Origin of the sequence: Sphingomonas sp. LC-1 (assembly GCF_025371035.1) — a bacterium.
In the GTDB taxonomy this organism is placed as follows: domain Bacteria; phylum Pseudomonadota; class Alphaproteobacteria; order Sphingomonadales; family Sphingomonadaceae; genus Sphingomonas; species Sphingomonas sanguinis_E.
Map to the genome: position 1 here is coordinate 1 of NZ_JANZXB010000011.1, position 23,564 is coordinate 23,564.

General features: G+C 61.6%; 16 protein-coding genes, 1 pseudogene and 1 riboswitch. Of the genes and pseudogenes, 1 reads left to right on the top strand and 16 read right to left on the bottom strand.

The features are described from left to right. Positions 1-134: 134 nt before the first annotated feature. The 8 genes and pseudogenes from pnuC to NZL82_RS14900 form a co-directional block, all read right to left on the bottom strand. Positions 135-698, bottom strand: coding sequence for a nicotinamide riboside transporter PnuC (gene pnuC, locus NZL82_RS14865; protein ID WP_261270539.1), 564 nt, complete (start codon positions 696-698; stop codon positions 135-137). Then, entirely contained in the window at positions 698-1,807 is a 1,110-nt protein-coding gene (locus tag NZL82_RS14870; protein WP_261270697.1) for a phosphotransferase enzyme family protein, read from the bottom strand. Before NZL82_RS14870 ends, pnuC begins: the two co-directional genes overlap by 1 nt. Positions 1,808-1,854: 47 nt before the next feature. Continuing rightward, positions 1,855-4,093, bottom strand: a pseudogene (locus NZL82_RS14875) (TonB-dependent receptor). A gap of 116 nt (positions 4,094-4,209) precedes the next feature. Beyond that, positions 4,210-4,302, bottom strand: a riboswitch (TPP riboswitch). A gap of 48 nt (positions 4,303-4,350) precedes the next feature. Continuing rightward, a complete protein-coding gene (locus tag NZL82_RS14880) occupies positions 4,351-6,288 on the bottom strand; it encodes a PAS domain-containing sensor histidine kinase (protein ID WP_261270540.1) in 1,938 nt (645 codons plus the stop codon). Between the two features lie 129 nt (positions 6,289-6,417). Continuing rightward, positions 6,418-7,548 (bottom strand): YihY/virulence factor BrkB family protein, encoded by a 1,131-nt coding sequence (locus NZL82_RS14885; protein WP_261270541.1) that lies wholly within the window; start codon positions 7,546-7,548, stop codon positions 6,418-6,420. Then, positions 7,545-9,443, bottom strand: a complete 1,899-nt coding sequence (locus NZL82_RS14890) for an AI-2E family transporter (protein ID WP_261270542.1) — start codon at positions 9,441-9,443, stop codon at positions 7,545-7,547. Before NZL82_RS14890 ends, NZL82_RS14885 begins: the two co-directional genes overlap by 4 nt. 326 nt (positions 9,444-9,769) lie before the next feature. Next, positions 9,770-10,510: a metallophosphoesterase gene (locus NZL82_RS14895; RefSeq protein WP_261270543.1), complete on the bottom strand. Its 741-nt coding sequence runs from the start codon at positions 10,508-10,510 to the stop codon at positions 9,770-9,772. Between the two features lie 98 nt (positions 10,511-10,608). After that, positions 10,609-11,580 carry a quinone oxidoreductase gene (locus tag NZL82_RS14900; protein ID WP_261270544.1) on the bottom strand — a complete coding sequence of 324 codons (972 nt, stop codon included), beginning with the start codon at positions 11,578-11,580 and terminating at the stop codon, positions 10,609-10,611. Positions 11,581-11,706: 126 nt separating this feature from the next. Between NZL82_RS14900 and NZL82_RS14905 the strand changes: the two genes are divergently transcribed. Then, complete coding sequence (locus NZL82_RS14905; protein ID WP_261270545.1) at positions 11,707-12,600, top strand: LysR family transcriptional regulator; 894 nt, start codon at positions 11,707-11,709, stop codon at positions 12,598-12,600. 657 nt (positions 12,601-13,257) lie between these two features. Here NZL82_RS14905 and NZL82_RS14910 read toward each other — a convergent pair. The 8 genes from NZL82_RS14910 to NZL82_RS14945 form a co-directional block, all read right to left on the bottom strand. Beyond that, complete coding sequence (locus NZL82_RS14910; RefSeq protein ID WP_261270546.1) at positions 13,258-14,826, bottom strand: FAD-binding protein; 1,569 nt, start codon at positions 14,824-14,826, stop codon at positions 13,258-13,260. Next, positions 14,823-15,203 (bottom strand): 4Fe-4S dicluster domain-containing protein, encoded by a 381-nt coding sequence (locus NZL82_RS14915; RefSeq protein ID WP_261270547.1) that lies wholly within the window; start codon positions 15,201-15,203, stop codon positions 14,823-14,825. The genes NZL82_RS14910 and NZL82_RS14915 overlap by 4 nt, the downstream gene beginning before the upstream one ends. Beyond that, entirely contained in the window at positions 15,200-16,069 is an 870-nt protein-coding gene (locus tag NZL82_RS14920; protein WP_261270548.1) for an MFS transporter, read from the bottom strand. The genes NZL82_RS14915 and NZL82_RS14920 overlap by 4 nt, the downstream gene beginning before the upstream one ends. Positions 16,070-16,090: 21 nt before the next feature. After that, entirely contained in the window at positions 16,091-16,480 is a 390-nt protein-coding gene (locus tag NZL82_RS14925) for an MFS transporter (RefSeq protein WP_261270549.1), read from the bottom strand. Further along, on the bottom strand, positions 16,467-17,540 hold the full coding sequence (locus NZL82_RS14930) for an amidohydrolase family protein (RefSeq protein WP_261270550.1): 1,074 nt from the start codon (positions 17,538-17,540) through the stop codon (positions 16,467-16,469). The genes NZL82_RS14925 and NZL82_RS14930 overlap by 14 nt, the downstream gene beginning before the upstream one ends. Next, a complete protein-coding gene (locus NZL82_RS14935) occupies positions 17,537-20,032 on the bottom strand; it encodes a TonB-dependent siderophore receptor (protein WP_261270551.1) in 2,496 nt (831 codons plus the stop codon). Before NZL82_RS14935 ends, NZL82_RS14930 begins: the two co-directional genes overlap by 4 nt. A 453-nt stretch (positions 20,033-20,485) precedes the next feature. Then, on the bottom strand, positions 20,486-22,594 hold the full coding sequence (locus NZL82_RS14940) for a DEAD/DEAH box helicase (RefSeq protein WP_261270552.1): 2,109 nt from the start codon (positions 22,592-22,594) through the stop codon (positions 20,486-20,488). Beyond that, positions 22,594-23,523 (bottom strand): DUF1837 domain-containing protein, encoded by a 930-nt coding sequence (locus tag NZL82_RS14945; protein ID WP_261270553.1) that lies wholly within the window; start codon positions 23,521-23,523, stop codon positions 22,594-22,596. Before NZL82_RS14945 ends, NZL82_RS14940 begins: the two co-directional genes overlap by 1 nt. Positions 23,524-23,564: the final 41 nt, after the last annotated feature.

Genomic DNA, 23,564 nt, shown 5'->3' on the forward strand with positions numbered 1-23,564 from the left:
GGCAACACTTCATCAACCCCGTTCCCAGGGCCCCAAGTGCGCCGATCTGTCGTGACTGCATCGGTCAGTCGTTGCGACCACCGCTGCGGTGAAACCCCTCTAGGCTCACCCTCACATGCGGTCAACACCTATTTTCACACCAATGTCTTTTTTGCGGGTCGCCAGTTCCGGTGGCCGATTATCGCAAGGCCGATCATCACCGCATACAGGCCTGCGGTCAGCGCCAATCCCTTGAACAGGAACATGCCGACATACACGACGTCCACCACGATCCAGAGCAGCCAGCTTTCACGATAACGGCGCGCCGTCCAGAATTGCGCGACCAGACTGAAGCTGCTGAGCGTTGCGTCCATCCAGGGTAATGCCGCGTTGGTGTGATGGCTGGTAAACCATCCGATCAGCAGAGCACCCGAGGCACCGACGGCCAAACCCGCAACAGCTCGCAGTGGGGAAAGCCGAATCACGGCTACGGCCCCTTCGTCGCGTTTTCCACGGCTCCAGACGATCCAGCCATATAGAATGCCAACGCCGAACACCGCCTGCAGCGCCATATCCGCATAAAGCCGAACGTCGAGGAAGAGCTTAAAGTACAAGGCGCAGGCGACGAGGTTGAGTGGCCAGCAGAACACATTCCGACGGGCGGTCAGCCAGATCGCCAGGAAGCTGATCGCCACGGCCGCGATCTCGAGCGCCGACATCAGTCGTTCCGGCCCTGGCTGATCTGATGCAGGAAATCCCGGCCCGCCAGCGACAAAAACCATTCGGCGTGACCCAGCAGATACCCCTCCCAAGCGAGTGATGCTCCATGGGTATCGCCGACCACAGCGGTGAAATAATCGATCTCGGATAGGGCGAACTCGATATGCACCAATGGTAGCAGCCTGATGGCCGCCATGATGACGTCGGCACTTCGAGGCGCTACCGCCTCATATCCCGCGATCAGCGATCGCGCCGCTGCCGGGTCCGCGATGTCGTCGCCTCCCCGAGTCCCCAATTCCAGCCAAGCAAAGCCCGTTCGTTCGATCGCGATTGCCAGATCATGGGCGGCACAGCTCCGATCAGCCAGTCCGAAGTCGAACATGCATTCCACCGCCCCATCCGCTGCCCATAGGAGATTCGACGGATGCCAGTCATTATGGGTCCATAAGCCCGCCTGACGTGAGACGATCTGCGCGAGCCCACCCGCGGACGCAGCAAACAGCCGCGAAAGCTCCGCCCGCCAAGGCCGCCTCGCAAAGAAAGCGGCCAATGCGGGATGGGACCGGATATAGGCATCGACAGCCGCGATCGGATCCGTGGCCGACAGAATTCCGAAGCTGGCGACCAAGGGCTGGCCCATCCGTGGCGGGGCACCATAGTCGCGCGATGCGTGATGCAGCCGGGCAAGGGCAGCCCCGGCTGCATAAGCGTGATCATAGGACAGGAACGGGGTCCAGGAGGGGCGGTCGCAATACAGATCTTCCCCCGGCGCCTGACGATGGAGTTCGTACGTCCACTCCCCCATCGCGACCGCGCTCGTCCCCTGCCCCGTACGCAATATTCCGGGCACCGGCATCCCGGCAGCCGCGAGATGGGCGATGAAAGCATGTTCCTCGGCCAGCCCCGCGATAGACCGCACGCGACGATCATGACGCTTGAGCAGAAGTGCGTCGCCCGTCGTATCGATCAGCGTCGCGGCGGAAAAGGGACGCGGCGAGTGCCAGCGCAAAGCTTCGATCCGACCCGCGTCCGGATAGCACGCCAGCACCGCCGCCGCTTCGTCCGGCGTGATCGCGGGCCAGACAGGGGCTTCCAGAGCGAGCCCCATGCCATGAACCTGGTGGCTGACATGCGCATCCCTGGAAACGGTCACCGTCAAAACCCGCGCGAGACGGTTGCCACGACAGCCGCGCCGCCGCCGATATAATAAGCGGGGGCACTGCCCGTGACGATCGTGCCACCGCGTCCGACGACGTCGCGGGCGTTGGTGCTGACCGACTGCACGCCTGAGAGGACATGCGGGTCGGTCACGTTGATCGCGTTGAGGCGCAGATCGGTACGCTTGCCGTCCAGCAAAGCCGCAAGGTGAACGCCGATCGCCAGATCGAGCGTCGCATAGCCCTTGATGCTCTCGTCATTCATGAAGGTCGCATATTGGCGGCCGACATATTTGCCCGCGATGCTGCCGAAGACCAGTCCATCGTCATAGGTGCCACCGCCGCCGAGTTGCAGCGTCGGGCTCGATACCGCGCGCTTGCCCCGCGTCGGCAGATAATCCGCGCCGACGGGCAGATCGTCATCAATCCGCGCCCGCAGATACTCGCCCGAGACATAGACACTGACGCCCTTGGCGGGACGATAGTCGATCTCGGCGTCGAGGCCGTAAGAGGTCTGCCCCCCCGGCGTTCAGCGTCGAATTGACCTGCGCACCGCCAATGTCGACGACCGTCGCGAGTTGCCGGTTGCGGAACTTATAGTGAAAGCCGGTCACCGAGGCCGACAGGCTGGGGCCGATATAGCGATAGCCCAATTCCTGAGAGACCGAATATTCGTTTTTCAGCGCGTCGCTCCCGCGCGTCGAGACCATGCCGCCATCATAAAGGTCATAAAGCGTGAATTCATTGGGCGTTCGGAAGTTCGTCGTGACGTTGGCAAACAACTGCTGCCGGTCGTCGATCGCATAATGGACGGCGGCGCGCGGCAAAGCGGCAAAGCTGTCGCTGCGAACGCGGGTCTGCGGCCCAGGCAGATAATTACGACCATTGCGAAGCAGATTGACGCCCTTGAAGCCCATGTCGAGCGTGAGACGCGGCGTAAGTGCGATGCTGTCGGCCAGGAAAAAGCTCTTCGTGACAGTGACGGTGCGCTGGTTTTCATAGGCGAGCAGCCGGCCGTCGGCGGTGCGGATCGCCTTGCTGCGATATCCCCATTGGTCGATGGGATGCCCGTCCGCGCCGACCGACGTATAGGTCTGGGTAACGCGGTCCGTTCCATAGTCGAACCACAGGCCCGCTGTGAGCCGGTGGATGCCGGCCTGCAATGTCAGCTTGCTGACATTGCCAATCCGCATCTGATCGCCGGTGTAATTGCCCAGGACCGTGGCGACGCCGTCCACCGCCCCCGGCAGTGAAATAGGTGCGCCAAGCTCTTCATCGCCAAGGAAGTTGCCGGTGGTCGAAAGCTGCGTGCCGTAAGGCGAATTGCCGTATCCGAATTGCAGATAGGTCGTGCTGTCGAGCGTCAGGCGATCGTTCAGCGTCACATGCACCGGTGCCGAGGCGTAAAGATTGCGGAACGGCGCCCGGTATAGTCGCCAGTAACCGGTGTTTCCCGGGCTGTAGCGCGCATCATAGTTGAACCCGCGCCCCTTTGCCTCCCACTCGGCCAAGGTCGGGCTGGGATAGGTCGAGGAATTGGCGTTATTATACGACAGGGCCAGACTGGCACGGTTGCCGTCACCCCATTCCCGAAGCAGCTTGGCATCCACATGCTGCCGCGTGTCAAACCCCGCACCCCGCCAATTGTCCGCGCGCGTGTTGGAATAGGACAAAAACGCCTTCCATCCGGTGCTGCCGATCGTCCCCGTATCAAGCCGGACGAACAGGCGGCGCAGCGCATAGGCACCGAGCGACAGATCGGCAAGCGCCTGGCGCGTGTCCTTGGGATCGTCGAGCGTCAGCGACAACAAGCCCCCCGCCCCGCCGACCGTCGGCGAGTCGATATCCACCGACCCTTGGGCCAGCGCGATCTTCCGCAGATTTTCCGGATCTGCGAATTGCGACGGATAGGCGTAGTAATAGCCGATGTCATTTTGCGGCGCGCCCTCCATCAGCACCCCGATCTCATCCTGGCCCAGCCCGCGAAGGGTCAGGCTGGAGCTGGTCGAAAGACCGTAAGGATCGCTGGAGGCGACGTTCGCACCGGGCAACAGCGTCACGAGCTGAAACGCGTTGAGGGTCGGGGCCTGCTTGACGATGAAGTCGCTGGAAATCGCGCTTACCGCCTTGGGCTCGGTCTGATCGGGGAGCAGCCCCTCGGGATCGCGGTGACCGATCACGCGAATGTCGCTTCGGGCCTCGGCCGCCTGCTGTGCCGAAGCGGTGCCGGGAAGCATCAGCCATGCCGAGCACAGCACAACCGTACTGCACCGAGACATCATTCGACCGCGCACATTCATAATCGGCATCGCCTCAGGTCCACTTCACATGAAGGGACGACGGAGGAGCCGTCACCCCTCCCTACGCCGGTATGATCCGGATCAGGTTCTACGGGTCACGGGCTGCTGCCCATCTCTCAACCGCGCATCAGCGGTCCCCCGGGGATGCCGCCGTCTAGGCCGTTCCGGCGTCCATGCAAACGGTTATTGCCGACCTATTTGAGAAGCGTGATAAGCCCATCCATCGAATAGGGCTTGCGCAGCAGTCGAAAGCCATGGTTCGCCTGTTCGACAAGAACATGGCTATAGCCGCTGGTCAGAACCGTTTCGAGATCGGGCCAGCGCGTCGCCACGGCCTTGGCCAGTTCCAGCCCGCTCATACCGGGCATCACGACATCACTGAAGACGAGGTCGAATTTCTCGGCCGATGTCTCCAACAACGCCAATGCCGCCTCACCGCTTTTCACCCAGGTCACCACCTGTCCGATTTCCTGCAGCAGATCGCGGGCGAACTGACCCACCACGTCATTGTCTTCGACCAACAGCACGCGGTGGGTCGTCAGCTTCGCCCGTCTTTTCTGCAGGGCCGAAGCTCTGGCAGAAATCTCTTCCGGCTTTGCGAGCGGCAGATAGAGCGTGAAGGCGGTGCCCATTCCGATCCGACTATCCACATCGACCTCGCCGTTCGACTGCTTGGCGAAACCATGCACCTGGCTGAGACCCAACCCGGTCCCCTTCTCAAGACCCTTTGTGGTGAAAAAGGGTTCGAAGATATGGCCGAGCGTCTCGGGCGCGATGCCGGCACCATTGTCCGCAACGCGCACCGCGACAAACCGCCCTGCCCCCGGCCCATGTCCACGGACGGCGGGCACTCCTTCGACGAGTGAGGCGGCAATGTCGAGCGTCCCGCCCGATGGCATCGCATCGCGCGCATTGATGACGAGGTTCAACAGCGCCGTCTCAAACTGGTTGGGGTCCGCGCTGACGATCGCATCCTCACTCACGCCGATCGTCACCGTGATGGCCGCCCCCACACTCGTTTCGATGATCGGTCGCATCGCCGCGATCCGCGCCGCGACATCGAAAATCTCAGGCTTGAGCGGTTGTCGCCGAGCAAATGCCAGCAACTGCGATGTCAGGGCCGCCGCACGGTCGGCCGTGTCGGAAATCGCATCGAGATAGCGTTGCCGCTTTTCCGGTGCCAGACTAGGCATTTTGAGCAGGTCGACCGAAGAGCGGATGACGGTCAGCAAATTGTTAAAATCGTGCGCGACGCCGCCGGTAAGCCGACCCACCGCCTCCATCTTCTGCGCCTGCGCCATCGCTTCGCGGGCGCGCTCGACCTCCTTTTGCGCCGCCCAGCGCTCGGTCAGGTCGCGGGTGATCTTGGCGAAGCCGATCAACCTGCCGCTCTCGTCGTGGATCGGATCAATCAACACGCCGGCACGAAAGCGGGTACCGTCCTTGCGGACCCGCCAGGCCTCGGTCTCGAACTTGCCAGCCTCGCGCGCGATACGGAGAGCACGTTCGGGTTCGCCCGCCTGCCGATCCTCCTCGGTATAGAAGCGCGAGAAATGTTCGCCGACAATCTCCACTGCGCCATAGCCCTTGATCGCGGCCGCGCCCGGATTCCAGTTCGTGACCCGCCCATCCGCATCGAGCATATAGACGGCATAGTCCTTCACCCCCTCGACGAGCAGGCGGAAACGCTGTTCGCTCTGTTCCAGCGCGCGCCGCGCCTCCAGCTTGTCGGTGATGTCGCGGGTGACCTTGGCGAAACCGATCAGGCCCCCTTCGTCATCGATGACGGGATCGATGACGACGCTGGTCCAGAAGCGTGTGCCGTCCTTGCGGACCCGCCAGCCCTCCGCCTCGAAGGTCCCGGTCGATGCGGCGGTGGCCAGGGCCCGCTCCGGCAGGTTAACCGCACGGTCCTCTTCGGTATAGAAACGCGAGAAATGCTGGCCGATAATTTCGTCGGCGGAATAGCCCTTGAACCGCTCCGCCCCGGCATTCCAGCTCGCGACATAGCCGTCGCGGTCAAGCAGATAGATTGCGTAATCCTTCACGGCGTTGACGAGCAATTCGGCACGGCGATGGGAATTCAGCCGGGTAAGGCCCTGGTGATCCAAGTCGTTCGTCTCAGCTTTCATCGTTTCGATCATGGCCCGGCGCGATCGTGTCGAACCTGCGCCGGGGCGATGGAAGCTAATCCTAAGTTACTGCAAAAGGTATGATTTTCTAATTGCTCTAGATTTAGATGCGGGGGCATGCCCCAGATGTCATTGGCGCGGGCCACGCTTTCGCCACGCCGTAACCGCAGCGATCGCAATCGGTACGACACCCATTGGACGCCCCCGACGAAGCAACGCAAAACCGATCGTTGCGATCGTCCCATTGCCTGCCAGAGCTATCAGCGTGCCGGGCAGTGCAGGGCGTGACGACGTCGGCCGCTGGGGGAGCGCCCCATGTTCGGGTTCGCCCAACGACGAAGGGCCATCGTCCGGCTCGGCCTTTGTATCGCCCCCCTCACCTTCGACCTGGCGTTCCAGTTCGGCATTCAACTCGGCGCCCATCAGAAAGACATAGGCGGTGAGCCATAGCCAAGTCAGCGTCACGATGACCGCGCTCAACGAGCCATAGGTCGCACCGTAATTGCCAAAATGCGATACGTAGAACCCAAAGCCCGCCGTGCCGGCCAGCCATAACAGGGTCGCCCCAACCGATCCCGGTGACAGCCATACCCAATGCGGCTGGCGATGATCGGGCCCGAAGCGGAACAGTACCGCCGCCGCCGTCACGACGAGCAACGCCAGGAGCAGATAGCCCCCGAGCCGAATGGCAACCAGTATGGCCGTCGGCGCATTCGGGATCAAACCGCTGAGGAAAGCCAACAACATGGTGGTGCCGATGGCGACGAAGATCAGCAGGACTCCGCCCGCGACGACCGCGAATTGTAGCAGGTTCAGTCGGACGAAGCCGCGCGTCTCGTTCGTGTCATAGGCAACGTTCAAGCCCGTGATGATGGCCGACGACCCCTTGGTGGCGCCATACCAGGCTAGGATCAGGGCCACGACCAGCCCGATACCCTGCTTGTCCTTAGAACTCTCCACCACGGTCAGAAGCTGGTCCGTGATGATCGACGCGGCGTCGTGCGGCAAGGAGGCGAAGACCCCTTCGACATTTCGCCGTACCGTCTCGGCATCGGCGAACAGGCCGTAGCTCAGGACGACGGCGCCCAGCGTGGGGACGATCGCGGCAAAGACATAGAAGGCAATGCCCGCCGCGATGATGCCGACATTGTCGTCCCCCATTTCCTTCCAGGTGCGCTGGAGGATGGCGAACCATCCCCTTGCCGGAACCTGCAAGGGCGATGGCGCGCCTTCGCCCGCGCGGTGATCGACGACGCTCATGCTGCCTGCTCCCGGTCTTCATCGGCATAGTCCAGGCAGGCCTCAACCGCCGCGCCCAGGCTGCCGACATACAGGTTCGCGCCCAGCGTCCGCTGTATCTCGCGATCCGTCAGCGCCGCCTCGCCCTCCGGCCACAGGCCGACCAGGATCGGGATATTGCCGACGCGCGACCGGATGCGGCGGACCAGATAGCGAAGATGCGATGGCGAGCCGCCGATCTCCAGATAGGAGATGCACACCATCCGCGCGCCAGTCGCATCCAGCCGGTCGATATTCGCCCGCGATCCCGCCTCGTGCGAGACGCGGTTCACGCCAAATCCCCGCTTCGACAGCAACTGCTCCAGCATGGCGGTCACGGCATCGTCCAGGACCCCGCGTCCGGCAAGGCACAACACGCTCCCAGCAGTTTGCCAGCCGGCCGGCGCAGACGGAAGCGTGACCGGAGCCGTTTCCTCGAACCCGACCCTATTGTCGGGAAGCGGCTTCAGCAGGCCTTCGCGCGCTTTCGCGGGGCTGGCCGTATCCTCCTGCAGCCTGAGTTCGTCGACCAGCACGAGCATCGAATGGACGACCCGCCCCGCGCGCTCCCGTGTGATCGCCCCCCGCTCGACATCTGCGGCGGCCAGTTTCAAGGCGGCCAACGCCACCTCGTCATAATAGGCGGTCAGCGACCGCGCGGCGAGTTGGCTCTCCGCCTGTTCCAGCGCCTCGTCGGGATCCTCCGCCAACATACGCTGGTAAAAGCTTTCCACCGGGGTCAGCGCCGGCCGATCACCGAGCAGCACGTCCAGAAACTCCAGGCTTGGGATATGCCGCCCCAGCACGACCAGCAGAAGCGTCAACGGCATCGACAGGACAAGGCCCACCGGCCCCCAGATCCATGTCCAGAAGACCGCCGCCAGCACGACCGACAGCGGCGAGAGCCCCGTCGAATGGCCGTACAGCAATGGCTCTATGACATAGCCGATCAACGGCTCCAGGATGAGGAACAGCGCCGCCACCATCCAGACCGTCGACCAGCCCGGATCGGCTCCGGCGGCTACCAGCAGGGGCAATGCCGCGCCCAGCAACGCACCGATATAGGGCACGAAGCGCAACACCCCCGCCAATATGCCCCATAATGCAGGGACTGGCAGCCCGATAAGCCACAGGCCCACTCCGACCGTCAGACCGAAACTGGCATTCACCGCGAGTTGCGACAGAAAGTAGCGGCTGAGCCGTGCCCCGGCATCGTCCATGGCCGCCGTCGTGCGATGAAGATCGGACGAACCAAACAGACGGATCAGGCGATCGCGCAAATCCTCCTTTTGGAGTAGAATGAAGATCGCGACGACCAGCACGATAACGAATGTCTCGAACGGAGCGACGACGGGGCCCAGATAGCCGCCGATCTCCTCAAGAACAGGGGTCTGCTTCTCGACGATCCGGACGTTCAAGGGGTGGGCTCGCGTGCCACGCTCGGCATTGGGGTCCGCAATTACGACCGGGGGGGGCGTGTCGGGGCCAAGGAACGGCAATCGCCTGGTCAGAAAACCGGTCGCGCCGTCGATCTTGGATTGGACGGCCGTGACATAGCCTGGCGCCCTATCCGACAAGGACGCGGCCTGGGTGCCGACCAGCGTGCCGATGCCGCCAAGCACGCCCAGCGCGCACAACACCGCCACGAAGATCGCAAAGCCCTTCGGCAACCGAAAACGCCGCAGCAACAGGACGATCGGCGACAGGACGAAGGACAGTAGAACCGCCAATGTAATGGGGATCAGCACATCCTTGGCGAGAAAGAGCCCGGCGATCACCACCACCGCCACAGCGAGTCCGAGCAAACCGTCTCGTCCCGGCACCTTGGCCGCCGCCACGCCCGTTGCCGACGCTGGCCGCCCCATCCCGTCACCCATTCGCTTTCCCTTCGAAAAGGGCAAACTCACGCTGACCGACTTCGGTCCACGATCATATCGGGGTTATGGACATGTGTTGGCATCATCGGATGGAGCGCGATGGGCGGGTCGATCCGCGCCCTGAACAAGCCGACCCTGGCGAGCAGTCAGGCCCGGTCTGCTCCCTCATTCAAATGGGTGGAGCGCGACCGTCATTTGGTCGAAAATTTCGAACCGAGAAGCACCAGTCGGTCACCCGTCACACCGAACCAGTGCGGCAGCAGGTTCGGCGGGATGGTTCCATGACCGTCCCGCCGCTCCGACCGTCCGTCCAGAGGGGCAGCGGATCAGCCGGGCAGGATACGCCCCGTCCGGGCGGCATGAGCAAAGGCCGGAAAACCGAAAGCCTCCGCCTGACACGCCGCGATCTCATAGTCATAGGGCACACCGTGCAGTTGGGCCGCCCATCCGGCGTTGCGACGCTCGACGATGGCATAGCGCGCCAGCGGGCTGCCCGCCTCCATGATATGCGGGGTCGCGCCCCGATCCCGGTAGCACGGCATCCCGACGCTGCCGGGATTGACGATCAGCACGCCATCGACCGCCACGATCCGCGGCGTATGCGTATGCCCGCACAGCACCAGACTGGCCGACCCGATGCCTTTCAGGCGCGGCCGGATGGCGGTGTCGGTATCCAGTGTCGCGCGGCCGGACGTCACGTTCTCGAGCAGATATTCCAGATCGCCGCCAGCCGGGCTGCCATGGCAGGCGAAGACGTCGCCATCGCAAAGGGTGAGCGTCGCGGGCAGACCCTCGATCCATGCCCAATGCTCCCGCGTGAGGAGAGGTCGTGCCAGAACGTCGAACGCCCCGTCGCTGCCGTCCTGCAACTGCCGCTCGTGATTGCCGGCGATGGTGAGATAGCCGGCACACATCTGAAGCTCGGCGCTTGCCCCAGGATCGAACGGGCCGGACACGAGGTCGCCCAGATTGACGACCAGGTCGGGCGCGGCGGCGGTCATCGCATCGTGGACAGCCTCCAATGCGGCCAGATTTCTATGGGCGTCGGCAATGACCCCGATCTTCAATGCTTCCCCCTTGGCCGAAACGCAGCGACATCCCTGATGAGCATGGCAGGTGCTTCCTCGAAATGCCATGCACGACCAGCGGTCATCAGCGATCGGCGCTATCCTGTACCCTCGGGGATCAGGACGATCTTGCCCGCGAAGTTGCGATCCTCGAGCAGGCGATGAGCGGCGGCACCCTCGCTCAGCGGGAGAGCAGTGATCGCGGGCGCGGTAATCGTGCCGGCCCGCAGGGCCGCAAAGAGCCGGTCGGCGCGGCTCTGTCGGCTTTCCGCGCGGTTCAGATAGGTCCAAAGATCGCCGCCGACGACACCCTTGGACTGCTCCATCAGCGACAGCGGATCGATCGCGGGCGGTGTACCACCCGCCTTGCCGAAGATCACCACGCGGCCACCGGGACGCAAGGCGGCGAGGCTGTCGTGGAGCGTGGTGCCGATCGAATCAAAGACCAGGTCGACGCCGTCTCCGGTTGCCCGCCGCACCTGTGCCACCCAATCGTCATAGCCATAGACCGTGCTCGCGCCATTTGACCGCGCCTGTTCTCGCTTGGGCGGAGTCGAGGCCAGTGCGTGGACCTCGGCGCCGAGCGCTACCGCCATTTGGGTGAGCAGCCGCCCGACGCCGCCCGATGCGGCCTGGACCAGCACCCGGTCGCCCGCAGATAGCCTGCCGCTATCCTCGACCAGATATTGCGCCGTCACGCCTTGCAGCAACAGCGCGGCGGCCGTGCGGTCGTCGACATCGTCCGGCAGCGCGACCAGACGATCGGCGGGCGCGTACACCCGTTCGGCATGGGCGCGCGGCACGTCGAGAAAGCCGACCCGATGTCCGACCCGCCAGCGATCGACGCCGGTCCCGACCGCGACGATGCGCCCGGCACCCTCATAGCCGCCGATCCATGGCGTTTGGCCGTCCAACACATAGACGCCCTGACGGCGATAGATGTCGGCGAAGTTCAAGCCGACCGCGCGGGTTTCCACCAGCACCGAGCCGGCGTCCAGCTCGTGATCCGGAAAAGCGCCATAGCGCAGGACCTCGGGGTCCCCGAATCGATCGAAGAACAACGCCTTCACCGCACTATCCTCGACACAGCCATTACAGATCATCCTTGTTCTGGTTGCTAATGTCCGGAGGATGCCCGCTGGACAGTAGCAGAAACAGCCGCATAGGATGCGACGACTTCGAACCAAGGGTTTGCAATGGACCGATTGACCAGCATGGCGATCTTCGTATCGGTCGTCGATCTGGGCAGCTTCACCGCCGCGGCCAAGGCGCACGACATCTCGGCAACGATGGTGGCCAAGCATGTCAACGCGTTGGAAGCGCGGCTCGACACCCGCCTGCTGCACCGGACGACCCGGCGGTTGTCGCCGACCGAGGCCGGTCGACGCTTCACCGAATCCTGCCGTCGCGTGCTGGCGGATGTCACGATCGCAGAGGCGGTAGGTGCCGAGGTGGCGCAGACGCCGGTCGGTCGGCTTCGCATCGCCGCGCCGGTCGCCTTCGGCACCGAACGGGTCGCGCCCCTGCTGGCCACCTATCTCGACCGCTTCCCTGAGATGCAGGCGGAACTGGTGCTGGGCGACCGCAAGGTCGATCTGATCGAGGAAGGCTTCGACCTGGCGTTTCGGATCGGCGCGCTGGAGGACGACTGGCTGGTCGCCCATCCGCTTGCTCCCTATCGAATGATGCTGGCCGCCGCGCCGGGCTATCTCGAACGCCATGGTCACCCAGAGACGCCTGACGACTTGCACGAACATCGACTGATCGGCTTCGCGCAATTCAGTGCGGACGACCGCTGGACACTGGTCGGTCCGGGCGGCGAGCATGTCGTACCGCTGCCCCCGCCGCGCCTGCGCATCAACCACGCGGCCGCCCTGCGGCAAGCGGCGGTCGCGGGCTATGGCATCATCTTGCAATCCCGCGTGACGCTGGACGGTGATCTGGCGTCAGGGCGCCTGATCCCGGTCTTGGAGGATTACGCGCCCGAACCCAAACCGCTGACGCTCGTCCGCCTGCCCGATCGTCGCATGACGGCAGGCCTCCGCGCCTTTATCGAGATGGCGGTTTCGGCATTTGGCGACGAAGCATAGGGTGATGCTGCGAGGTTCACTGCCGACCTTTGTAAGGTGAGTGCACCACCGGCCTATGTTGGCAAAGAACAGAGCGTTCTCTCACTCGGTCACCTATCACAGCGAGTCACAATTGCGGCTTACGCTATGGCAGCCGACGTCCTTGCAACGCGCAGCAGCGTGAACACCCTACAATCTAGCGACGAACTCCAGCCAGCAGTTTGTCACCATGCGCCTTAAAAAACTTTCCAGTGTTATGTCGCTGATGCGACCACCCGAGAACAAGATTAGCACGGGGCCTTCAATGCGGTCGGGATTTCGGCAACGGCTTGAAACGGGCTTGACGCCTTGTCCGGGTCTATTCAGTAAGTTCGAATTACCATGATTTCCACCCGTCACCGATCTATTCCGGTTTTAGATGACAGCAGCGGTTTTGAACTGCGCAAAAATGTCGGAAAATAGACATTCATGGTCAGGGAGACAGGATTCCTGACCTATTATTTCCGCGTACTAAGCCATTGATTTTGCGTCGCCGCACAACCCGTCTGTCAGCGCATTGCACAGTGAAGGGTACAAGAAGGGGTACAACGACGCAAGGAAATCGAGCGGCGTTTGCTAATTCGACTGCAGCGCATTTCATAGGGTGATGGGATGCCTATAAATATCGCCTTAGGTGCATCACACCGGGGATACGCGCGGCTGCACCATCACCTTCTCTAATCCCGATACGCGGAGGTTGCGTCTTTGAGCCGGGTCCGTCTGGGGATAGTCGCTTCGCCGATGCAAACCGCGCGTTTCCTTCCGCTGGTCGGCGGACCGATATATCCACCGAGCGGTCAGCGTCATGGCGGCAGCTTCTCGCGCCCGCATGGCGTCTCGCCCACTAGTGCCCCGGGCTAGGCACCTCGCTGCATCTGACCATAATGGATCAAGTGCCGCAAGCGACGCTGTAATAGCTTTTCCGGATCTATAAAGCGTCTTTTCCAAGGGCAGTATTTCGTCCCGAACCACCTGTTCCACCTGCGACGGCAGAAGCGCCTCGTGTCCGTTCCAGTTTTTCGTCGCACGGACTCCGACACCGCCAATGCCCTGTGCCGGACGCGCGGCGTGCGCCGATCCCAGTTCTCGCGCGAACCGAGCGGCGCCGGCACCGGCCCATTGTCCCGACGCGACGCACCATGCGATTGCAGCGCCTGCCCCGCTCATCTGCGCGCCGGTCAGTCGGGTCTTGTCCGCGACATCGCCGACCGCGAATAATCCGTGCACCCCCGTCGCCCCTTCATCGTCCACTTCCAGACCACCGGCAGCCCGCACCGTTCCTTCATACAACAGCCCCACCGGCCATCGCGCGTTGAGTGCTTCCACACCGTTGCGTTCGAAATAAGCAAAGAAATTGGGCATCATGCCACGGACCGAGGGCTCGCTGCCCGCCGGCACATCGATCTGCGCATAGACACGCTTTCCCGCCAGCATCGCCTGTCCCGCGGCGGGCACCGCCGCCCAACCGGGCTGCGGATCCAGCTTGACCCCGTCCTCATCGAAAATCTGACCGTAAAGATGGTACATGCCGCCTTTCGTGCAACTGCTACCCTCGGCAACGAAAGCATAATGGCCGGAAAATTCCATGCCGACCGCACTGGCGCCAGCCTCCGCGGCGAACAGATAACCATCGCCCGTTGACCCGCCCGTGCCCATCGCCCCTGACCGAAAGGCGTTACCGCCGGTCGCCAGGATGACCGCCGCAGCACGGACACGCCATGACACGCCCGTCTTGCGAGGCACGCCGGCCGCCCCGGCAATCGCTCCGGTCGCGTCGGCCAGCAGTTCCAGCGCCGGGCTGTGATCTAGGATGTGTACGCCTGCCTTGCGCAAAAGACGGCGGAGGAACAGCATCGAATCCGGTCCGCGAAAGCCGCCCATCCGGTCGAACCGAAAGCCCCAGTCTTCCAGCGCCCGGTAGCAGCGATAGCTCTGCTCATAGACCTTCTCGCAAAAGGCCAGATCGTCCAGCCCATCGGCCTGGTCGTGTCGGATGCGGATGGTACGGGCGCGCTGCTCAGGATCGTCGGGCAGAAGGAAATAGCCGCCGCCGGTCGCCGCCGCTACGATACCCGCGGTGCCGATCCACCCTTTGTCGACGATCACCACCTCGGCTCCCGCCTTGCGCGCGGTCAACGCGGCCCAGGCACCGGCAAGACTGCCGCCGATCACCAGTACATCGGCGTCTCGGTGCAGCGGTTCGCTCATGCGCCACCTCTGGCTTCGGCGCTGCGGTCGATGCCCCAGGCGGTCTGTTGAGGCGGGGGCGGCGGTGGGAAAGCGGGGGCGGGCTCGACCGGCATCGAACCCGGCTGCCGACGGTCCCAGCCCAGCGCACGGCGATAACTGCCCAAGATGCCGGACGCGACCAACGCGGCTTCGTCGACCGGTTCGGGGTGTGCATTCGGCGCGACGTACATTGCGTCGACAGGGCAAAATGCCTCACAGATGAAGCAGGTCACGCAATCCGCCTGCCTTGCGATCACCGGCTGCTTGCCGGGCTCCTTGTCGAACACGTCATTCGGACAGACGTTGGAGCATAGGTTGCAGGCGATGCAGCGATCCGCGACGATCAGCTCGATCATGCCGCCGCCCCCACCGCATGCGACGGTTCCACGGCAGGCGGAAGATTGGTCGGCTCCGTTTCCGGCAGCGGTGACCGCACCGCGTCATAAGGCGGCAGAGTGAACAACAAACCGACACTGACGGCAATCAGTCCGCCGAATACGAGTAGCCCTATGCCATAACCACCGGTTGCATCCCGCAACAGGCCCATGCTTGCGGGGCCGATCGCGGCAGACAGGCCAATGAACAGGAATTGCAGGCCAAAGACTTCACCGAAGGCGCGATTGCCGAAATATCGGGAATGGAGAAACTTCGCCAGGCTCATCTCGGCACCCACCGTCGCGCCCAGCAGGACACCACCTACAACCGCGAAGACGGGGGTCGCGGCAAGGTGCAGCAATACCATGCCAACCACCGAGAGCAGCAAGAACGGGACGACCTTTCGCGGCGACGTCGAACCGTCGAGTGCGCCGCCCATGGCAAGTTGCGCCGCGATCGACGCCAGCGCATAGAGCGATAGGGCGTTGGTCGCGGTGGCGCGGGTCAGCCCCTCCGCCACCAGCAACGGCGCCATATGGGCATAGATCGCCTGCACGCCGATGCTGCACAGAGTGATCGCGAGGATGATACGCCAGTAAATCGGGCTGCTCCGAACCGCGCCGGCCGTCATGCCCACCGCCAGCGGCGGCGGGGCCGCCTGCGCGCGCGACGCCCCCGAGGCGGGTTCGCGCAGCAGCAGCGCAAGTACCGGCAAGCCGATCGCCACCACGCCAAACCCCAATCCTAGATAGGCACCTCGCCAACCATAGGCATCGATCAGCCTCCGCGCGGCCTGCGGCACCGCCGATCCCAGGATCGCCGCTCCTACGCCATAAACCGACAGCATGAGGCCGCGACGCGCCGAGAATCAGGCGGACACCGCCTTGCTGTAAGGAAGCATCGTCACGAGCGACGAGGTCGCGCCCACCAGTAGAAACAATACATAGAGCTGGACCGGCGAGCGCCCGGCGAGCGACAGCGCCATGATACTGGCACCGTACAGGACAATCCCGGGCAGTACCACGCGCCGTACGCCGATCCGGTCGATGAACCGCCCGACGAGCGGCGACAGCGGCGCCTGCGCCAGCGCCGCCACGCTCAACAAGCTGGCGGCCCGGCCCATCCCCCAGCCGAATTCCTGGTTCATCGCGATCAGGAACAGGCCGAAGGTCGCGATGATCACCGTGCCGAAGGCGAGCGCAAGCCCGATTGCGGATGCCGCAACCGTGCCCAGTGCATGGCGGTTAAATTCGGACATGAGGGGTTCCTTCAATGGCCGTATGGACTGTCTCTGGGATTGTGCGGCCGTGGCGGGCCAGCAGGGTCCGCGCATTGTCGAAGCGGACGGCGCGTCGCGAGGCGATGTCAGGTGTTGCCTGCTCGACCCGTGCGAGTACCGCGCCGATGTCGTCCGCAGGGGCATAGTCCGACCCGAACACCACCCGATCGGTCCCCAAAAGGCCCAAGGTCGCGCGGATTGCGATCGGCCCTTGCCCGATCGCGCCGGTATCGAGCCACAGCCGATCGAGGCGTGCCGGATTAACGCTCCCGAACCGCGCGGGTGCGATCAGCGCTTGTTCGTAGAGCAACGCTCCGGCACCCGCACCGGCCAGCATCGCGATCTGGACGGTAAGATCGGGATAGTCGTCCAGCGCATCGCTGAGCGCGACCGTTGCGAAGGCACTGGCGAAATGATGCAGACCGGCCAGCGTCCAGGCGAGACCGGGGGCCTCGGGCCTGTCGACGGGTGTGGGTTGTCCCGGCACCGTCGCGGCGGCATAGCCGGTGTGGAGATAGACATGGCTGCCGAGCCGATTGGCTTCGCGCAGCAGCGGCGCGAGGTGGTGCACCCCCGCCGTGCTGCCAAAGGCATTGATCGGCAGCACGAACCCGATCAAACCCAATGACTCGTGCGCACGGCGCAGTTCGGTGATCGACCAGTCGAGGTCTGCGGTCGACAGCACCGCCAGCCCGCTGAACCGCGCCGGGTGCGCGGCTACGATCGCCCCGAAGCCGTCGTTGATCGACCGCCACAGCGGCAGCGCCTCGTCCAGCCCGATCACCGGCTCGAGATTGAGCGTCGTCGGCCAGGACAATAGCTGGTGGACCACATTGTGCCGATCCAGATGCGCAAGGCGGTACGCGATATCGAACCACTGCGGGTCCAGGGACAGGGCACCGATCGCGGTTTCGATCAGCGCTCTGCCCTCGCCACGCCGCGCGATCCGGGGAGGATCGGAGCGGCGGGCGAGATGCTCGACGACAGCCGGCGCAAGCCAATGACTGTGAAGGTCGATGACGGGATCGCGCGCGGTCACAATTTGTGGCTCAGCGTGGCATAAATAAACCGGCCGTTCGATCCGTCCGGATGGATGAAGCCGTACCGGTTGATGCCATTGACCTGATTGGCGCGGATATATTGTGCCGGATAGGTGTCGAACAGGTTCTGCGTCCCGATCGCAAACCGCGTTGCATCACTGATGCGGTATCCGGCCTCCAGATCCGTGACCCATTGCGGATCATATCGCTGATCGTTGGCCGCAATGGTGGGATGGGTATAGGTATAAGGGCCGTAAACCACCTGGTTGAGCGATAGGTCGAACCGCCCGCGCGTCCCGCGCGCGCCGCCGACGAGCTTCCAGCGTGGCACGCCCTTGTCGATATCGGCGAGCCGTGACCGGGAGAAATAGGTAAGTCCCGACCCGGCGGGTGCCTGCCTTATGTTGTAAAGGCGCGTCTTGCCTGTTGAGAAAGCAAGCGACAGGTCGATGTCGCTGTCCGACGCGAGATCGAAACGGTAGCGCGCAACGGCATCGATGCCGCGCGTGCGGGTGTCGAGTCCGTTGACAAAGAAACTGACGGTCTTGACCGAAGGCAGCCCCGCCGCAGCCGTGACGCTCTGGACGAAAGCGCCGGTCAGGCCGTTCGCATTCGCACCGTCGGTCAGCAGGATGAAGCCGTCGATCTCGATCTGATAGGCATCGATGGTAAGCGATGCGCCATCGAAGGGCCGCACCACGACCCCACCCGAAAAGTTGCGTGCCTTTTCAGGGCGCAGGGATCGCGCGCCGAGCGGGGCCACGGCCGGATCACCGGGCCGGAACTGGCGCGTCCGCGACGCCAGGCTTTCATCCAGCTTGCCCGAGAACGAGAAGATCGTCGTCGATGCCGTCACCTGCGTTCCCAGCGCGGCGATCGCCGGAGCGTGGAACCCCGTGCTCCAGCCGCCACGGATTGCGAACCAGTCGGTGACGTCCCATCGCGCATCGATCTTTCCCGTCGCGGTATCGCCAAAATCGGAATAACGTTCATATCGCAACGCGCCCCCGATCGTGATGCCCTTCACGGGGAACAAATCCGCCCCGACGAAGCCGCCCCAGACATGGCGGGAAATTGCGTAGAGGTCGCCTGGCGTCAGTCCCTGCACGTCCGCGCCGTATCGCGCCGCCTTTCCCGCATTGGATCCGTCCAGGATGGGAACGCCGCCATTGTTCCAGGACTGCTCGTCACCCGCCTCGGCCGCTCGCCAGCGTTCGGTGCGATAGGTCAGCCCCGCGCTCAGGCTGGCCGGCCGCGCCAATCCCAGTTCGATATCCCGCTGATAACCAAGGTTCGCCGCCACTTGGCTACCGGTATAGCGCCCGAGATAGAAACTGCGCTGGCTTGCCAGGCCATAGCTGGGGGAAGCGCTGTCCTTCAAATAGCTGCGGATCACGTTGCGCCCGGCGTTGACGCTGAGATCGAACTGCCCCGCCGCGCCACCATCGAAACGCACGCCGGCGACCGCAGACAAATCCTGGAGTTTGCCGCGTATTTCCGGCTGTGTCCCGTCGGGATTGAAGGCGCGAAGATTGCCGTCATTCTTGGGTTCGGTTGGATTGACCCGATTACGCGTGTCGGTGATCGCGTAATTACCCGTTCCGTAAAACCGAAGCGTGTCGGTCAGGCCGATCTCGAAATTGGCAAGCAACGCCAGATTGTCCGTGTCGGCATTCCCCCAGCGGCCGACGCTGTTGCGGTCGACGGACTGTTCGCGCGCATCGCCCGCGAAATAGCGCTGCCGCCAGTCGGGACCGCTTCGGTCGGTATGACGACGGGTCGACCCGTTGGCACTGACATCGAGAAAGCCGTCGCCAGGTAGGGCCGTGGCTATCGTAAAGCCCAGCGAGTTCATGAAGCCGTCGCCGCGGGTATATTCGCCGACCTGCGCGGTCGCATCATTTCCCTCGGTACGCTTCTTAAGAATCAGATTGACGACACCCGCGATCGCGTCGGACCCATATTGTGCGGAGGCGCCATCGCGTAGCACTTCGACCCGGTCGATAGCATTGACCGGGATGGCCGACAGATCGACGAACTGTCCGACGCGGTAAGGATCGACGGCGAACAGGCGGCTTGAGGGATTGCGGCGTTGCCCGTCAACGAGCACCAGAGTCAGATCCGGCGGCAGGCGCCGCAACGACGCCGAACGAGTGCCATATGTGCCCTTCACGGCGTTCTGCGTCTGGGGAAAGTTGAAGGAAGGCAGCAGACGCTGAAGCGACTGGTTGAGATTCACCGTTCCGGTACGCCCGAGCGTATCCTGAGAAATGACATCGACTGGCACCGGACTGTCGAGCGCAACGGTAGTTCGCTGGTTGCCGACCACGACGATTTCGCGGTCACCGCTTTGGTCTGCCGATAGCAGCCCGGCATTCACCGGCGCCCGGTCATCCGCCGTTCTCGCGGCCTCTGGTCCTCGCGCCATTGCTGGCCCGGCCAGCATCAGGACCGACGTTGCCCCGCACAGGAAAAGTCGCTTCCGCTTCACCCCAATCCCCCTAATCAATTCATATCAGATTAGTAGGCATTGCACCGATATGGAGCGAGATTTGATTGGCCCCAGCGAAGGCCGTCTATTCAGCAGGTCTCCGGCAAAGAACGTTCGCAATCGTCCAGACAGGGCTGGCCTCGGGCAGCGAAGCGGGTATTCGGGGCGCCAGAAGACTATCCCGAACACGCGATCGAGATGGCGTATTTTGGTCGACTTCTGGCGAAAGCGGGATCGACGTGTCTTGGGACATACCTGCCGACCGTACCCCAACGATTCAACGGCAGGTATTGCCGAAAGCCGAAGTTGACCATCGACGTTGGGAATGACCACGATGTTGGACGTTTCCGAAAGTCCGCTATTGGTGCCGATCAGGCAACAGCAGACGTTCGGATGCGGCAAGGCAATGATTGTCTTCGACCCACGTACGCCACGCAGAAAGGAGCTGCAGAACTACGCCGGTGCCGAAGCGACCTCGTCGGGCGTGATACCGTGGAAGAAAAACCGAAGAATGTAGCGGTCAAACGCCGTCAAGGTTTCGATCCCGAGAGCAGCTTCGAGACCGTTGCGGCGGAAAAGGTTCAACGCGTTCCGCAGATCAAGGTCCGCCTGTGAAAAATCTATATAGCGTGCCATGTGCAGCTTGCGCGAGATCATTCGCGGAAGGCCGTATTCTTCCAAGTTGTGCACTGCTGGTGGCAGAAATGCGTGACTAACCTTACCAATGAAACCGCCAATATCGACAGATGAGTTGACAATCATCTTATGAAGCTCATTAATGTCGCTCAGAAGTGCCGAGAGCTTGAACGTAATCGTCCTCTCCAACTGGAAAAAGTCCTCGATATCAATTCCGTTGCCAGAGAGCTGCCGCAACATCCTCGGTATGTCGGTCGTCCAGTTCGCCGCTAGCGCTTTAACCACCCCCACCACCCGGCTGTACGGGGCATCCCATCCGGAAGGCTTAAGAGTGATTACTTTGTAGAGCATTCGCTCCCAGTCAGAAGGATTGCTCGAGTTCAGATAGCCGAAACCCTTCCAATCTTCAGGATTGTCTTTCATATCGCCAGCAATCCGAAGCAAAAAATCCGCGTCGCTGTCTTGCAGTAGGTTATCTCTTTTGATTCGTGCGAAGTTTTCGACCCCAACAATATCCGACATTTGCCGCTTATACTCGATAATTCTCTCGATCTGGCGTTCATTCAAACTTTCACGATCTTGGGTTTCATCTAGACCGCCAAGGACAGTGTCAGGGAACTCGATCTGAAGCTGCGTATCTTCATCTTTTGGCGGTGAGTCCAAAAGATATATATGGCCTACAAAATGCTTGAACATGCGGCCACCTCGGCCGATTATGTTTTTGTATGTGAAATCCTTAAGGTTGTTCTGTCCTAACTTACTTTTCCATATGACGACGTTTTGCGCGGATGTGTTCACGCCCTCAATGATTGAAGACGTCGAAACGATGCTGTCGAAGCCTTTCTCATGCTCGAAAAGCACGACTTGAATCTGGCTGAGGCACCTGTGCATCCGCCCGTTGTGCACGCCAACGCCGCGCTCCACGAGGTCGGCTAGTACCCAGTTCTCTTGATAATTCTCGCGAAGCCACCTAGCGAAATGGTTTGTATGAACTCGGTCGACTTTGCTCATTCGAGCCACAACGAGATCAGCTATCCTCTTTATCTCGGCATATGTTCCGGCATAGACGAGAGATTTCTCGTTTCGCGGAGATATGATCGACAGAAGCGCTTCAGATTTCTTTTTCGCGTCTCCGCCAATTTCCTTGTAAACCTCATGTTTTTCGAGGAATACGGTGTTGAAATCGAGAAGTTCTAGAAACTCCATGTCGCGCGTGAAGACGTTATCAGCCAGTCTTTTGATGTTCGGAGCCAGATAGTAACGCTGCTCAGCCCGGCGAGATAGCTGGACAATTGCCTTGATGAGTGACGGAGCCCGCTCCTTATCGTGGGCAATACTTGCCTTGTAGAACTCATCAATGACCAAAAGATCGATTTTCTTAAGCTTCTTAATGTAACCGAACGCTCGCTCTTGCGGAAAGATCAAAATATTCCGAGTTTCTAGAGGTGCGTCAGGCGCAGTGATAATGCCGTAATCGCGCGAAAACTTCTTGTACAGGCGGCGGCGAGTTTCATCCATCAAGGCGATAGTGGGCACAATGATCACCACCGTGTCCGGTCGCTTCGAAGCGATAAACGCGTCTATGATGAAGCTCTTTCCGAAGCTCGTCGGTGCGCTCACGGCGATACTTTTGCCGCTGAGAAGCTTCGACAAAACGGTGGCCTGCTCTCGATGCAATGTGGCGGTTCGGTTACCGACATCCACAGCGAACGCCTCATGGACGAATTTCTGATCCCACGACGCATTCTCAAGCTGCAGATACGGGAAAAGCCCCGCTGCTCGAACCAACTGATTCAAGACCTGAGGATATGGCGTTTTGCTGCGGTCTAGATCACCCAACAGCCTTATCAGTATATTTCGCGCAGCTAGGTCGTTGCCGCCTTCGATGAGGTCATTGACCTCGGAGCATGCAGCAAACACCTCCATCACTTCGCCCCCTTGTAGAAAGAGACTGCTCCCAAGAAGGTGTCGACAATCGCCTTCTTATCCGGAACCGGGAAGAGGATCAGGTGGAATTGAATGTCGCCATATTTATGGACCTTGGACGATCCGGAAATCTGCTTCGAGAAATAGGCCTCGGCTCTTTCTTTGTGATGAGCAGAGATCGCCTTACGATATTCTTGGGAAAGCTCAGCACATTTCGCCGTCTCGGCGCACTGATGAATAATGAGGATCGGAACGTGAATCTTCGGCTTTAGATGATCGATTGAAACTTGGCTGCTCAAGGCTGCCTTGATTTTTGATCTTAGCGCCGGAGCCAGAACCAACTGGTCAAGGTCAGACACGTTGGTGATGATTGCGTTTTCTTTTTTCAGCTTGCCAGTGTCTAGACTTGCGTAAACCGAATTTACCACCGCGTCCAAGCGCGCATCGGCGATGGAATTATAAAATTTCGCTTCGCCGAACCACAGAGTGAAGTCTTCGCTATCTTTGCTGACCACGATATGAACGCTATCGGCACCCTTAGCATTATCCTGTACATTCTGTTTATAAAATATCTTGGGTACAACTGGCAGCGCCTTGTAGTGGTTTTTCATGATTCCATAGAGAAAAACTTCAGCGATTTCACTTCCCTGGCCGACCTCATCCTTGTCAGTAAGCCTGAGATTCCGAGCCGCAGCTACCAAGGCCGAATGGCTCTGATCAACCAGCGCCAATCGCTCCCGCTCAGAAAGGGCAGTTTGAGCGATATTGTCCCAAAGATAACTTTGGAATCGACTGCTGAGCCATTTCCCATCTTCGAAGTCATTCACTAAGCTCAAGACACGCTTGTTCAATAGCGCCTTCAACTGGGTGACATTCGTGATATTCGATAATGAATCGTCTATAAGCGTCTCGAAGGCGATATTGATCATACGACAGACCGCCTTCGCGGAAACCGAAAACAGACTACGGA